At 53.0% G+C, this 14,471-nt stretch carries 9 protein-coding genes and 1 tRNA gene; 5 read left to right on the top strand and 5 right to left on the bottom strand.

What is annotated here, in order from left to right:
• Positions 1–987: 987 nt before the first annotated feature.
• Together AAX04_RS09150 and AAX04_RS09145 are read left to right on the top strand one after the other, a co-directional pair.
• Entirely contained in the window at positions 988–1,341 is a 354-nt protein-coding gene (locus AAX04_RS09150; protein WP_066797262.1) for a hypothetical protein, read from the top strand.
• A gap of 75 nt (positions 1,342–1,416) precedes the next feature.
• The gene (locus AAX04_RS09145) at positions 1,417–4,443 is read left to right on the top strand and encodes a hypothetical protein (protein WP_066797260.1); all 3,027 of its coding nucleotides are present in this window, start codon (positions 1,417–1,419) and stop codon (positions 4,441–4,443) included.
• A gap of 6 nt (positions 4,444–4,449) precedes the next feature.
• Here AAX04_RS09145 and AAX04_RS09140 read toward each other — a convergent pair whose 3' ends face one another.
• Entirely contained in the window at positions 4,450–5,403 is a 954-nt protein-coding gene (locus tag AAX04_RS09140) for an ROK family protein (protein ID WP_162270128.1), read from the bottom strand.
• A gap of 4 nt (positions 5,404–5,407) precedes the next feature.
• On the bottom strand, positions 5,408–6,199 hold the full coding sequence (locus AAX04_RS09135; protein ID WP_066797255.1) for a sugar isomerase domain-containing protein: 792 nt from the start codon (positions 6,197–6,199) through the stop codon (positions 5,408–5,410).
• Between the two features lie 87 nt (positions 6,200–6,286).
• Between AAX04_RS09135 and AAX04_RS09130 the strand changes: the two genes are divergently transcribed.
• On the top strand, positions 6,287–8,434 hold the full coding sequence (locus tag AAX04_RS09130) for a beta-galactosidase (RefSeq protein WP_066797252.1): 2,148 nt from the start codon (positions 6,287–6,289) through the stop codon (positions 8,432–8,434).
• Between the two features lie 19 nt (positions 8,435–8,453).
• Here AAX04_RS09130 and lysA read toward each other — a convergent pair whose 3' ends face one another.
• Together lysA and AAX04_RS09120 are read right to left on the bottom strand one after the other, a co-directional pair.
• Complete coding sequence (gene lysA, locus AAX04_RS09125; RefSeq protein WP_066797249.1) at positions 8,454–9,665, bottom strand: diaminopimelate decarboxylase; 1,212 nt, start codon at positions 9,663–9,665, stop codon at positions 8,454–8,456.
• 36 nt (positions 9,666–9,701) lie between these two features.
• Positions 9,702–9,799: transfer RNA gene (locus tag AAX04_RS09120), tRNA-Ala, on the bottom strand.
• A gap of 146 nt (positions 9,800–9,945) precedes the next feature.
• Here AAX04_RS09120 and AAX04_RS09115 point away from each other — a divergent pair.
• Together AAX04_RS09115 and AAX04_RS09110 are read left to right on the top strand one after the other, a co-directional pair.
• Positions 9,946–10,683 carry a DUF973 family protein gene (locus tag AAX04_RS09115; RefSeq protein ID WP_066797246.1) on the top strand — a complete coding sequence of 246 codons (738 nt, stop codon included), beginning with the start codon at positions 9,946–9,948 and terminating at the stop codon, positions 10,681–10,683.
• A gap of 31 nt (positions 10,684–10,714) precedes the next feature.
• Positions 10,715–12,682, top strand: a complete 1,968-nt coding sequence (locus AAX04_RS09110) for a molybdopterin biosynthesis protein (RefSeq protein WP_066797237.1) — start codon at positions 10,715–10,717, stop codon at positions 12,680–12,682.
• Here AAX04_RS09110 and AAX04_RS09105 read toward each other — a convergent pair.
• Positions 12,679–14,421 (bottom strand): MFS transporter, encoded by a 1,743-nt coding sequence (locus AAX04_RS09105; RefSeq protein WP_066797234.1) that lies wholly within the window; start codon positions 14,419–14,421, stop codon positions 12,679–12,681. The genes AAX04_RS09110 and AAX04_RS09105 overlap by 4 nt on opposite strands.
• Positions 14,422–14,471: the final 50 nt, after the last annotated feature.

The following is a 14,471-nucleotide window of genomic DNA, read 5'->3' as shown; positions in this document are numbered from 1 at the left end:
GTTACATCAGGCTATTGAAGGGGGCTAGCGTATTAACATCACCATTCTCTCTAGCTCCCCATGGCCCAACTACCGAATAGCATTAAGCCCAGGAACTCATCGTTAAACATGTCCCCAGGTCAATGTACGACTTGCCCAGTGATATTATAATCTCAGTGAAATTCACAGGCCTGAGCCCACTGGGAAATATGCCTACCTCCAGGGTATTCTCTATGAAGCTTTCCCTCAGTTAGCCTCGGTTTAAGTAACCTCAGTAGCCATAGCTTCCACCATCCCATAACTCCATTGCACCGTACAAGCTAACTGGAAGTAACGATGTAATTAACACTAACATCACCTAACTTAACGCTAAGCCCCCATGAATAAAACGCCTATTTCAAAACCTCATAGCCACCCTAGCTTAGCCTTAATATACCGGTTAAAGTTAGCTATTGAAATCTTAGGGTTATGCATACTTTTACCCGTTACCTCTTCCTCCATATCTTGTTCACCACTACCTTACTCCTCACTAATGAGATATCCTATTAGTTACCAGGCTTTAACTTAAAACACCATCGCCTAACCTATACCAATCATGCCATGATCTAAAGGTACCGGGAGGTCGTTGAATTTTGGGCTGTCAGAGTCGTGGTAATGTTAATGTTAGTTTTACGTTCCTGTATAATGTGCTTAATTGACCAGTTACCGTGATTTATGGGGCTAAGCAGTTGCCTTGGGTTTTGGAGCGGCAGAGTCACGATAATATTAATATTATCGCTACTCTACCACTCCAAAACTCCGACAAGCCGACACCCCACCTAACGCAATCAACAACAAAGGGTAGCGGCATCATCAATCCAATAATGCCAGTATTAATATTATCACGACTCTGACAGCCCAAACTGCAATGAGCAGTTAAGCGGTGCCCTGGGTGTTGATTGCGTTATGGGCTCTCTGTGGGTAAATGTAAACCACAATGTTTATAAATGCGGGTCTTTATGTTAATCCATGTCTCAGGTTACTGATGATGAGTTGAATTGGGGGTTGATAGCCTGGGTTATACCGCTGGCTGGTGGGGTAATAGGCCTGATAATGAGACCTAACTCCAACTACGTTAAGCACTGGTCCTACCTTAGCCTGGCCTTTGGCCTAGTGATCATAGTGACGGACATTGTGCTTATTGTACTTTCAATGATTGTGGCGCCTATATGGCCTCTGCTAATGCTAGTTAGGATATTGGGTTACTTAGTGGGTTTGGTGTTCTTCGTGGTTTGGGTGGTGGGTGTTGTCAGGGAGCGTGGCATGGTTTACTGGAGGCCATCGCTGATATACGATGTCGCCAGGATGCTTGGCGCCCAGTGAGGCATGGTTAGGGTTATTCCTGGACCTGGCCCAGTTAAGTAAAGCTTATTAAACGGTATTGCATGCATTTGTTTAATGAGGTTCATTGAAATTCTACTACTGGCTCTAGTAATCATTACATCATCACACATACTGGTTGCCCAAGCCCAGGGGTTGCCTGGCTGGGTTGACCAGTACGCCCAATTCATGGGGTGCCCTGGTAATGGGTCGATAAGCGTTATAAGGGGTGAGGGCTCGGTTAGCGTTAACGTTGGGGTGGCCCTGATAACCATAGACCTGAGGGGTGTTAGGGTTTCAAACTGGCTAATATACTCAAACAATGGCCAATTGGCGGCATACTCACCGCCGAGGGGCGCCCTCAGCCACTCCTACCCACTCTACGATTGGATACCTGCTGAGGATTGGCCTGGTACCTTAGCCACCAGTGAATGGGGCTATAGGCTAGTCTTCAACAACGGCTCCATGGCGGTGCTGGAATTCACACTAAACGTCACTAATGATGAGCAGTTGGGTGGGGTTAACCTAACGGTGGTTAAGTACCTGGTCTTCTGCTGGGGTAGGTACTACTTCCTATGGGTCTCGAGGATAATCAACAGGGGGCCCATTGCACTCAACCCAACGCCCAACTGGGCCCCAATAGGCTACACCCTAGCCGACACAGGGGTTGTCGGGTCCACGGTGGATCATGATTACCAGGCCTACGCCAACGGTGGGCAGGTTTACCTATGGGGGCCTGGTGATTGGCAGAATTGGGTTAGGTACAGTGCACCGGACCTCCAGTGGGTTGCCATAATCAACCCAATCCACCCAGGTGGCCTAGTGTTAGCCATCAAGCCCCTGAACGTAACCTACAGTGTTTGGCTTGAGTCCGACTTCAACGGCCTTGAGGTTAGGGTGGAGTACCCCCAGTTCCTCCTTGAGCCAGGTGGCTCAGTGTCCTTCGTGGCGCTGGTTTACGGTGGGCCATTTAACGAGAGCCAGCTAACCGAGGTCAACCTAACCTCACTCTACGAAGCCTGCGAGGGCCTTGTCCAACAGTCACAGTTTAGCCTATGGGTAGGCACGGATAGGGTGGTTTACCTGCCAGGGATGCGGGGCCTGGTGCTCGTTAACGTGACCAGTAGCCTAAACCAGCCCGTTGAGGCTACCCTGAACCTAACCCTCACGTACCTTGGCGGTGAGTTGATAAGTGACCTTGGGCAGTTGTACTCGGCTAGTGGTGAGTTGGCTTGGTCAAGGGTGATCAACGTCACGGTGACCCCAGGCACCAGTAAATTCAACGTTAGCTTCACGGCTCCAGTGCAACCGGGTGCATACCTGGTTAAGGCAACGTTAATGGTCAATGGGGCTGAGGCTTGGGCTATTAGCCTCATTGCGGTCTCCAAGCCGGCTGATGGGGTTTACGTGGCGTTCTTCTTCCACGACCACCAGGGGACTGGCTACACGCCCAGTGGGGTCTACACGGGTACCCCATACGCCTTCTACCACGTCTGGGCCAGTGAACTTGAGCCATACTTCAACTACGGCGTCTACTATGTTCAGGCTTACCTGCTTTCACAGTACCCGTTGGTCCACTGGACGGTTGAGTTGTCCCCACCCCTACTGTGGCAGTGGTGGTATGGGTTGAGGTACGGGGTTTATGAGCAGACGCCCAGTGGCCTAGCCTACACACCGCCCCTAAGCCCCACCAACCCCTACATGCAGCTGGTTAACGAGACCATTTGGATGTTTAGGGATATGGCAAGTAGGGGGCAGGTTGAATTGGCCACAAGCTTCTTCGACCACCCAATAGCCGGCTTCCTAGTAACCTACTTCGGCCCCCAGTGGCTTGGGTTGCTTAGCGATGATGCTAGGCTGGGTGTTGAGGTGACCAGGCTTGTGCTTGGGGTTAACTCAACTGTCTTCTGGGTCCCTGAAATGTGGTGGAGTGATGAATTGGTTCCACTTTTAGCCGGGGCTGGGGTTAAGGTTGTTGTCCTTGACCAGCAGTATGAGTATAATGGGGCTGAGGGGGAGTTGCACGGCATATACGTACCCTACACCATAACCGTCAACGGGTCCAGGGTCATTGTCCTGTTCAGGGACACCTTCATGAGCAACCTACTCTCCTTCACAGTCAACAACGAGGATAACCCAGCCCAGGCTGAGTTAAACGCAAGGCTAATGGTCGTTGACCTGGTTCTTAGGGGTATTGAGCACCCGGGCGGCGTAGACGTGGTGGCCACGGATGGGGAGAACTGGATAATAATGTCCAAGTCACCCCCACTGGCGGCCCTGTTCTTCAGCTACCTGCTTAACTACCTCAACCAGACCCAGGCCATTGGGGTGCTGGAGACTGTTACCGTTAGCCAGGCCGTTAAGCTCGCAGGCGTGGCCTACAACCTAACCTACATCCCACCCCGGACCTGGGCGGGGACTGCGGCCATATGGGACTCAACGCCAACCCAGCAGTTAATGTGGAGCATGGCCAACGATGCCCTTGAGTGTTGGCTGCAGAATAGGACTAGGCTGGGTGCCAACGCCTCAATAGTGGAGTGGATGATAATGCACATGATAGACAGCGACCACTACTACATGAGCTTCCTAGACGAGGACTACGTCACGAAGTACTGGGGCCCAGCCACCCTAAGGGCCTGCAGGACCGGTGATGTACCAACCTGGGTTTACCTAGCATGGTACAGGTTAACCACAGCCATAAACCCACCCCCAACCTACACCCTAACCGTAACCGCCACGGCAGGTAACTTAACGGTACCCATCACCGTGAGCGCCAACGCCCTCGTTAACCTAATCAACGAGACTGTTGAAGGGTCTTTGAGGCTTAGGCTCTACAACGGCTCCACAGCCATAATAAAGGTACCTGGGGTAGTTGGGGAATACAGGTTCAGCAGGTGGGTGGTCAGCGGTAGTGGAGCTGCCATGGTTGGCAACGGGACTATTAAAGTTGTTGTTAACGGTAATGTATCAATTAGGGCGTTGTACACTAGGCCAAGCCCACCAACACCGCTCCCAATCACAAACAGCATGGTGCTGCTTAGCCTACTGGCAGCCATGGTGCTGGCCATAGCCATCATAGCGGTGCTCATGAGGCTAAGGCGGTAACCCGGCCTAAGACCCATGGGTGTCAATAACCAGCTTAGCGGCTCCGTAGATGTTGGATAGGTAGCCCAGTTTAGACACCGTTATCCTGCACTCCCTAAGTGAGTATGGTTGGGCAACCTTACTGGCCGTGGTTATGACTACGTCCATGAACCTCCTCCCAACCTCAACACCAAGGCCACCGCCGAGCACTACGACCTCAGGGTTTAGGATGCTGATTATGTTGGCCACCACCACGCCTATTATAGAGGCCTCACGTCTCAAAACAACCCCAATGGCACTCACGCCGTTATCGAAGGCCTTAAATACGCATTCCGCGTCGCCCGGGCTGCATTGGCTCAATGCCCTTAGGCACCCCTCATCACGAATCCTCAGGCAGTACCTTCGGGTCTTCTTGAACAATGCCGGGCCAGATACCTCACTCTCCAGGAAGCCCCTAGCTGACCTACGCCTTGGCGTGTTCCTCCCAAGCAGCCACCAGCCAACTGCGCCGGAGACCCCGCTAGCACCGCTCACTGGCTTCCCATCCACCAGGAGCCCGGCAGCCACCCCAGTGCCAAGTATGAGAGATACCGCATTCCTAGCCCCCTTAGCCTCACCCATCCATTGCTCACCCACTATGTTGGCAACCCTATCGTCAACCAGCGTAACGTTGCCTATGCCAAGCCGGCCCCTTATGAATGAGGCTAGGTTAACCCACCTCCAACCCCTTATGTTTGGTGCCCATACGGAGCCATCCCCCTTAACGATGCCGGGGATGCTGACCCCCACGCCGATTAAATCCCGCTCACCCAATTCCTCAATGTGTAGCCTAATTATGTTGATTAACTGTGACATTGAGTGTAACCCACCCCTCTTATCAATGCCCTGAACCCTGTAGTTGAACACAACCCCACCCCTAGTCACCACGGCTGAGGCTATCTTGGATCCACCCACGTCAACGGCCACCACAGCCTCCGGCACCTGGTCAGTCACCGGTGGCTAGGTGCCTTGCGTAGATTTCCCTATGCCTCCTCAGTATTTCACTCATCCTGGTGTCCGCGTCAGGGTCAAAGCCCCTCACGGGGAATGTGACCACGTCATAGCCCCTGAGGATTAGCTTCTCTATTGTGCTTAGCAATAGCGCGTTCGCCACGGCTACGAAGGCGATGGTTGATAATGGGCCGATGCGCAGCTCACCCCCAGTTGACTTCACGGTTAGTGATACGTCGCCGGCTGGGACGCTTGTGTCTATTACCACGTCGACCACCTCATGGAGCCTTAGGCCGGATGGGTGCCTGGGCTTAGCTGACTTAGCGTGGACCAGTGACGTTACCCCAATCACCGGGGCACCCCTATTCTTGAACTGGATGGCCACCTCCACGGATATTGGTGTCGTGCCTGAGTGTGAGAAGACTAGGGCGCAGTCCTCCCTGTGAACCCTGTAGTTCTCCATTATCCTACGCCCGTACTCGGGGGAGTTCTCTATGAAGTCGAATTGGGGGTAGCCCAAGTCACCGACCATCCTTAGGAATGAGACCAACGGCAGGTCGACGATGGGTATGAAGCCTAGGGTTGAGCCATACCTGGGGAACATCTCCATTACGGGTATTGCGGCGTGCCCTGAGCCGAAGAGGAAGCAGACGTGGCCGCTGCCAATGGCGTTGGCCATTATGTCACTGGCCCTGTCTATGCCCTGGGCCTGCGTGTTCATTATCCTGCTCAGCAACCCCTGGGCATTGTTAATCCAAGCCCTCCAGTAGCTAAGGGATCCACCCACGGTTGCAATTGGGGTGCCCTATTATTTAAGTGGTTGCTGCAACGTATTGCAGTCAACGCATATTAACTCCAGGCTAAGCGAGACCCAATGTCCTTCCCAGTGTCGGTTTGGTATGGGGTGGGTAGCGTAACCCCACCCTTCGATGAGGAGGTTGTTAGGAGGGACCTGGGTAGGATTAGGGATGCTGGGTTTAGGTACGTTAGGGGTTGGGTTAACTGGAGGGATACGGAGCCAAGGCCCGGTGAGTACGACTTCAGTGGTGTTGAGCTGCTGCTTAGGGTTGCCGGTGAAGTGGGGCTTAGGGTCATCCTGCAGGTTTACCTTGAATTCGCCCCAGACTGGCTACCCAAGCTTCACCCGGATTCACTCTACGTCTCAGAGTCAGGGAGCCAGGTAATGCCTCAGGGCAGCCCAGGAGTCTGCCTAGACCACCCTGGGGTTAGGGCTAGGGCCGAGGAGTTCCTGAGGAGGTTGGCTCAAACGGTGGTGAGGTATCCCAACTTCTACGCATGGGACCTTTGGAGTGAGCCCAACGTAATCCAGTGGATTTACCAACCAACCGGTTGGCGTGGGTTATACTGCTACTGCGAGCACTCCAAGAGGAGGTTCAGGGACTGGTTAAGGTTAACCTACGGTGACGTTAAGGCGCTTAACAGGGCGTGGCATAGGAGCTACCTGGACATCGGCGACGTGGAGCCACCCCGCTTCGTCTCACTGCACTTCGCCAGGGATAACCTGGACTGGTTAACCTTCAATATAGCTAAGCTTAGGGAGGACTTGGAGTGGAGGGTTAAGGTGGTTAAGAGCGTTGATAAGGAGCACCCGGTGGCCAGCCACAGCCACGGGGGCACGTCAGTTTTCGGTAACCCACTCTTCGGGGAGCCTGACGACTGGGAAATGGCCAGTGTCGTGGATTACTGGGGCACCTCATTCTACCCCAAGCACGCGGGTAGGGTTAAGGTTGACCACGTGTTGGATGCACTGGTGCTTGACATAGCCAGGTCGGCGGCCGCAGCCAACGGTAGGCAGTACTGGATTGGCGAGTTGCAGGCTGGGCAAGGCATAGGCGGCTTTAAGGCGGCTGAACCAGTAACACCTGAAGACGTGGCACTCTGGATGTGGCAGGCCGTGGCCCATGAGGCTAAGGGCATTAACATATACCACTGGTACCCAATGATGCTTGGCTACGAGTCAGGTGGATACGGCCTAGTGAACCCAGACGGCTCATTGACGGATAGGGCTAGGAGAGCTGGGGAAGCGGCTAAGGTGATTTACGAGTACGGCGACCTCTTCCTAAGGGCTAGGTTAATCAATGGTGAGGTCGCCATACTGTACAACATTGAGGCCTATAAGTGGCTTTGGATAGCCCAAAGACACAGCAGCGACCTACTGTCGAGGGCAATACTGGGTGTGTATAGGGTATTGTTCAACGGGAACTACAACGTTGACGTAGTCTCCATTAGGCAGGTTGAGGGGGGTGATGTTGGTAGGTATAAGGTGTTGATTGCACCGACATCACTCGTGCTTACACCCCAATCAGCGTCAGGAGTAAGGAGGTTTGTTAACGGTGGCGGATACCTAATAGCGGATTCAAGGTTTGGTTCAATAAAGAGCGACGGCTACATAGACTCATCAACCCCGGCCTACGGGCTCAGTGACGTACTGGGCGGGTTCGAGGAGGGTTACGTTAGTGTTGAGAGGGCGGAGTTGAGGGTCATAAACCCCTCAATACCGGGGTTGAGCATAGGCGACTTAATAACCGGCGTTAATTATGTTAGCTGGCTTAACACCAAGGCGCAAGTCATCGGCGTTAGCAATGTTAATGGTACCAGGAATTCCATAGTGGTTAACGATTACGGTAACGGTAAGGCAATCTACGTGGGGACTAGCATAGGCTTGGCCTACGAAAACCTCGGCCCCGGTAGTGGGGTTGATAAGTTGATATACGGCGTCTTGAACATGGCTAAGGTTCAACCCTACGCCGAGGTTGACTCAACGACGCCTGGTTACGTTGAGGTTAGGCTACTGAGGAGTGGCGGCGACAGCCTAATCTTCGTGATAAACCACTCCCACAGCGACCAGGTGGTTAGGGTCAGGGTTAACCCAGCGGTGTTGAATATAGGTAATGGTACCGTTAAGGACCTTGTAACAGGCTTATCAGTGGGCATGAGCAGCAACACCATTCAACTGAAGCTTAGGGGTAGGCAGGTTTTTGTGGGTTTAGTGGGTGCCTAGTATCCACGGCGCCGCTGGCTCACTTAATGAACCACGGTATCTCCTGTCCCTTAACCAAGTCCTCTAGCGACTCACCCCTCCTAGCCAGGGCGTGGTTTCTGCCGTAGACCACAACCTCAGGTGGCCTTAATCTACCATTGTAGTTGCTGCTCATTGAGTACACGTAAGCCCCAGCATTCAGTATTACCAATAGGTCACCCTCCCTAACCCTGGCCAACTCCCTATCCACGGCAAGCTTATCCGTGTTCTCGCATATTGGCCCAACAACATCAACAACCTCAACGTCCCCACTTGGGTTGCTGCAGTTCACCATGTGGTGGTAGGCCCCGTATAGCATTGGCCTAATTAGGACGTTCATACCCGCCTCAACACCCACATACGTCTTCCTACCCTTCCTCTTAACCTCAGTAACCCTCACAAGCAGGTAACCTGCATTACCAACAATGAACCTACCCGGTTCAATAATTAACTCACCTGGGAAGTAGCCCCTAAGGCCCCTTAACTTGGATAAGTCCAGTTCAGGCTCGCCGGGCTTGTACGGTATGCCGAAGCCACCCCCCATGTCGTAGTGGGTTATCTTGACGCCGACCTTATCCTCAATAACCCTGGCACTCTCCCTAAGTAGGTTGGCTATTTTAAGGAAGTAGTCTGCGTCAAGCACGTTACTCCCCATCATTGCGTGTATACCGTATTCAACGGCACCCTTGAGTTTGGCCAGCCTGTAAGCCTCGATGGCGTCGTTGATGAACATGCCGAATTTACTATCCTCACCGGCGAGCGTAACGCCATGGGTGAACCCTCTACCATAGCCCAGGTCAACCCTGAAGAAGACTAACCTAGGCTCATACCCAAGCCCCAGTGCCTTCTCAAAGGCCCTAATTGAGTCGAAGTTAAACGTAACCCCAGCCCTAATGCCATACTCAATCTCCGTGTTGGATAGGAAACTCCCAGTGTACATAATGTCCCCTGGCCTAAACCCAGCCCTCAGGGCCAGGTATATTTCACCGGGTGACGATGCATCAGCCCCAGCTCCCAGGCTCCTTAGAAACCTAAGCAGGGCTAGGTTACCGTTAGCCTTAATTGAGTAGTAAACCCTAGCCCCAGTATTATCAACCAAAGCCCTGTAATTCGCCTCAACCCTATTAAGGTCATAGACCAGTAGCGGTGTGCCGTAGGTATCCGCAAGCTCAATAAGCGAAACGCCACCACCAACACTACACCCAATGCTCATACCCAGGGGGTCAGGCGCCGGTAATTAAGCGTTGAATGGTGGACCGGCCGGGATTTGAACCCGGGATCTCCCGCGATCCAGTGCTCCAAGGAGCAGCGCGAGGCGGGCATCCTTCCAGACTAGACTACCGGCCCTGTTTACATTCATGGGCTAATGGGTTATAAGCTTTCCGCATTGGGCTGAGGGCTATGGTTACGTGGGCCTAGTCCTCATGAGTCTAGACGTCTAGCACATTATTAGTTAGAATAAAGCTTAAAAAGTTCATTGCCTTTATTCATTAATGAGTGTTGCCAGTGGTGTCTTAATGGTGAGAAACGCCGTATTGATTTACCTAGTTGGTACAGTTGTGCTGGTTGCCCTTTTCATAGGTTACTTAGTCAGTATCACGGCCAGCCAACCACAGCTTCAGTATTACCTGAACAGGCTTACGTCATCATTATACGCCTTCACGGCCGCTAATGCCGTTATAATAGCCGTAACGGCATCGCTGGAGTACGTTGGCTTTAGGCGATTAGCCAACCTGAGGGACATCTACATGCTGGGCTCCTATGGTGCAATCCTGCAGTTACTCTCAATACCATTCTCAGTGGTGGGCATTGTCTATGAGGTTAGGGAACTGGAGAGCTCATACACCAGCGGGGTCCCTGGTTTCATGATTATGCAGACCCCAGCCCCACTAGTTAGGGCATCGGCATTAGCGTTCAGCGTCATAGGCTCTGTGATTAACCTGGCTGGTTGGCTCCTCGTGTTCGCGGTAACATACAAGTTGGGTTCGGATTACGGTAATGGGCTTGTTAAGGCCGGTTCACTGGCAACCATGGTTGGGCTTATCCTGGCCGTGGTCTCAATGTCATACATATTCGTAATCTATGGTTCCCCAGGTTCACCCCCAGTGACTCCGGTTCTTCTGGCGGCTGGGGTGATTATACTTGGTGGTTTACTCACCCTCATAGGAATCGTGGTCCTGCTCGTGGGCTTAACAAACCTGGCTAAGGCACCCCTGATTAAGGGGGAATGATTTATAAGGAGCCTTTAACCTCCTCGCTACCGTGCCCAAGAGGGTCATATTCCATGAACTTAAGACACCTGAGGAGGCATTATCAACCGTGCTAAGCTTCGTTAAGGGCACTGAGGTTGAGTACGTTGCGCTTGAGGACTCCTACATGAGGGTGCTCGCCGAGGACGTATACGCCAGGGTTGATGTACCACCCTTCGACAGGGCCACCATGGATGGCTTCGCCCTTAGGGCGGAGGACACCTTCGGCGCGGATGAACTGCACCCGGTTAAGCTTAGGTTAAGTGGCTTAAGCATCAATGCAGGTGACTCAAAGTTACCCACGGTGGAGGGTGGGAGCGCCGTTGAGATAGCCACAGGGGCGCCACTGCCACCTGGGGCTAACGCCGTGGTGCCGGTTGAGTACACTAAGGCTGAGGGTGGTTACTTAACGATCTATAGGTCCGTGACGCCCATGGATAACGTAATGTCCGCAGGCTCCGACATAATGATGGGTGAACTTGCCCTAAGGCGGTGCACGTTGATAAGGGAGAGGGAGGTTGGCGTATTAGCGGCCGTGGGTGTTGATAAAGTGCCCGTCTTCAGGAGGCCTAAGGTTGCCATCATATCCACGGGTAATGAGTTGGTTAAGCCAGGCTCACCGTTAAGTATGGGTAAGATATACGACATAAACACGTACACCATAGCCCATGGTGTCAGGGAGGTTGGCGGCGAACCGTTTTTAATGGGCATTGTGAGGGATGATGAGGCTGAGATGGAGGAGGCGATTAAGGGTGCCCTAGGTAAATCCGACATAGTGCTCCTATCAGGTGGCACATCAGCCGGTGCCCTTGACATAAGCTACAGGGTTCTTGATAGGTTCGGCCCACCTGGGGTTATTGTTCATGGGCTTAACGTTAAGCCGGGTAAGCCAACCGTGGTTGCGGTTAGTAGGGAGGGGAAGTTGATAGTTGGGTTACCAGGCTACCCAAGCAGTGCATTAATGATATTCAACATAATTGTTAAGCCAATACTGGCCAAGATGCAGTGCCTCACGTTAAGCCAAGCCACAGTTAGGGCCCAGGTGGCGGTTAGGGTTGAGGGGGCTAGGGGGAGGAGGGGACTTAACCCAGTTAGCCTAGTGGAGACTGAGAATGGCGTAAAGGCGTACCCACTGCCGGCTGAGTCAGGGGCGATATCAACGCTAGCCTACGCCGAGGGTTACATTGAGATTCCCGAGAACAGGGACTTCCTGGAGGAGGGGGAGTGGGTTGAGGTTAAGTTATTCACCCAGCAGTACAGGCCCGCGAACCTCTACATAATGGGCAGCCACGACGTTGCCCTGGACTCAGCCCTACTGCCAATACTCCCTGGTTGGGTTACCCCAAAGGTGCTTAACATAGGTTCACTGGAGGGGCTTAAGGCGGCGGTTAGGGGTGAGGCTGACGTGGCTGGTGTGCACCTGGTTGATGAGGAGACGGGCGAGTATAATGAACCCTTTGTGAGGAAGTACGGTGAGGGTAGGGTTAAACTAGTGGTGGGCTACATGAGGGAGCAGGGCATAATACTACCCAGGGGTAACCCAATGGGGGTCAGGGGCTTCGAGGACCTGGTTAGGCTTAAGCTCAGGGTTGTGAATAGGAATAGGGGGGCTGGGACCAGGTTCCTCTTCGACAGGCTGCTTAGGGAGTATGCGGCCAAGGTTGGGGTTAAGTTTGAGGATTTGACGAAGTCAATACCGGGCTACTACCACGAGGCCAGGACACACACGGCTGTTGCCGCAGCGGTGGCCCAGGGTAGGGCAGACGCCGGTGTTGGGATTAGGGCCGCGGCTGAGATGTATGGGCTAGACTTCATACCCCTAGCCTGGGAGAGGTACGACTTCGTGGTGCCCGTTAGCAAGCTAAGTAAGGACAGCGTCAGGGTCTTCGTAAACATGCTTAAGAGTGACGAGTTTAAGAGGAGGCTAGGTTCAATACCGGGCTATAGGGTCCTTGAAAACACAGGCGAGTTCGCAGATTAATTATCCGAATCCACAGTCTTCTTATCATTTTGACTATTACTTTGACCTTCAATTAACTTAACCTGGTGCACTATGTGCTCCCTACCCCTCAGGTACGAGAAAACGGCCGCCGTGAAGGCCATAATCGCCGCTATGTGGTAGGCATAGATGAAGCCGGTGGCCATTGCCGGGGCTATGGCGCTTGGGAAGAACGTGGGCTTGGTGACCGCAGCGTATACTGAGCCTGGTAAATCAACGCCGGTCTGGCTCATCAGGAACTTCATTGGGTCGTAGCCCATGAATGCTGCGAATAATGCGTATGCCGGCGGTATCCTGGTTAACTCACTGACCACGTCACTGGGTACGCCAACCTTAGTCAGTGCGCTGCTGATTGATGTGGATAAGGCTGTAGCGGAGCCGACCAGTATTAGGGTTAGGAATACTGCGAAGCTCATTAGTAGGCCAATGTTCTGCATACTAGCCCTTAAGCCCGAGGCCGCTGACCTATCCTCCTGGGGTACGGAGCTCATTATGGAGACTAGGTTTGGCGATTGGAATAGCCCGGAGCCGGTACCCATTAGGAATAGGTCAGCCGCGAACAGCGTGTAGTTGAAGTTGAGTGAAAGTAGGGTTAGTAACTCGAAGCTCACGCCGAGCAATACGGCACCTATCGTTGAGACAACCCTGGCCCCAAACCTATTAATCAACCTACCACCCACAGGGGCGAATACAGCATTGGCTACGCTGCTCGGTATTAGGTATATCCCGGCCAGTAGCGGTGTCTCTGAGTACGGTACGCCGTGCATTGGTAGGTATATTGCCTGCAGGAGCAGTGAGAGCACGAAGACGTTGGCGCCTTGGGCTAGGAAGAGGAATAGTGCGCTCAACACGCCGAAGGTGAATGGCCTTATCCTAAACAGGTTAATCTTGAGTATCGGCTCCCCAGTCCTCATCTCAACGGGTATGAGTAGTGCCATTAGCAGTAGGCCACCGCCTATTAACCCAAGTACCATTGGGCTACCCCAACTCATCATCGAGTTGCCTGAGGGTAGCATGCCGAATGTTATGCCCAGTAGCAGTAGGACCAGCGATGCGGCCAGCATGGATGCGCCTAGGTAATCAACCCTCACCCTCCTTAGGCCTAGTGGTAGCCTGTATACCGTTACGTAGGCCCATGCGGTGCTTGCTATGCCTATTGGAGTGTTAACCAGGAAGACGAGCCTCCAGTTAACCACAGCCAACACACCACCAACCACCAACCCTATTATGCTACCGGCACTGAAGGCTATGCTAACTATGCCCATGGCCACACCCCTCCTGTGGGGTGGGTAGACGTCCGTTATTATGGCGGCGCTGTTGGTGAACATCATTGACCCACCCAGGCCTTGAACAAACCTGTAGGCTATCATCTGGGCCACTGCCACTGAGCCATAGCCGGGTACTATGCCCAGTAGCGTGGACATTACTGTGAATATTGCGTCGCCTATCGTGAACATCTTACCCCTACCGTACATGTCGGATAACCTACCCACTATGGGTACGGCCACTGCCACCATTAATGGGTATGAGAACATGAGCCACATCATTGATGCGAAGCCCAACGGCGACATTGGGTTGACACCAATGCCCCTCAGTATGTCGGGTAGCGCGATGATTATGGCTGACATCGTCATTGAGGCCATTAATGACCCCAGGAATGAATTCACAAGTATTGCCTCCCTCCTCCCCTCATTAATGGCGCCTAAGGCATCATTAGACATATAAAAAGTCAAATACGCGACTCCTTTAAAAACCTTCCCCACGCTAATAA

This window comes from Caldivirga sp. MU80 (assembly GCF_001663375.1).
Lineage (GTDB): Archaea > Thermoproteota > Thermoprotei > Thermoproteales > Thermocladiaceae > Caldivirga.
Note: the sequence above shows the minus strand (reverse complement) of the source record. Positions and strands in the feature narration are given on the sequence as shown.

What these genes read in the sequence shown, in the direction of transcription:
- AAX04_RS09150 (WP_066797262.1), top strand. Translation starts at nt 988, where the DNA reads ATGTCTCAGGTTACTGATGATGAGTTGAATTGGGGGTTGATAGCCTGG.
- AAX04_RS09145 (WP_066797260.1), top strand. Translation starts at nt 1,417, where the DNA reads ATGAGGTTCATTGAAATTCTACTACTGGCTCTAGTAATCATTACATCA.
- AAX04_RS09130 (WP_066797252.1), top strand. Translation starts at nt 6,287, where the DNA reads ATGTCCTTCCCAGTGTCGGTTTGGTATGGGGTGGGTAGCGTAACCCCA.
- lysA (WP_066797249.1), bottom strand. Translation starts at nt 9,665, where the DNA reads ATGAGCATTGGGTGTAGTGTTGGTGGTGGCGTTTCGCTTATTGAGCTT.
- AAX04_RS09115 (WP_066797246.1), top strand. Translation starts at nt 9,946, where the DNA reads ATGAGTGTTGCCAGTGGTGTCTTAATGGTGAGAAACGCCGTATTGATT.
- AAX04_RS09105 (WP_066797234.1), bottom strand. Translation starts at nt 14,421, where the DNA reads ATGTCTAATGATGCCTTAGGCGCCATTAATGAGGGGAGGAGGGAGGCA.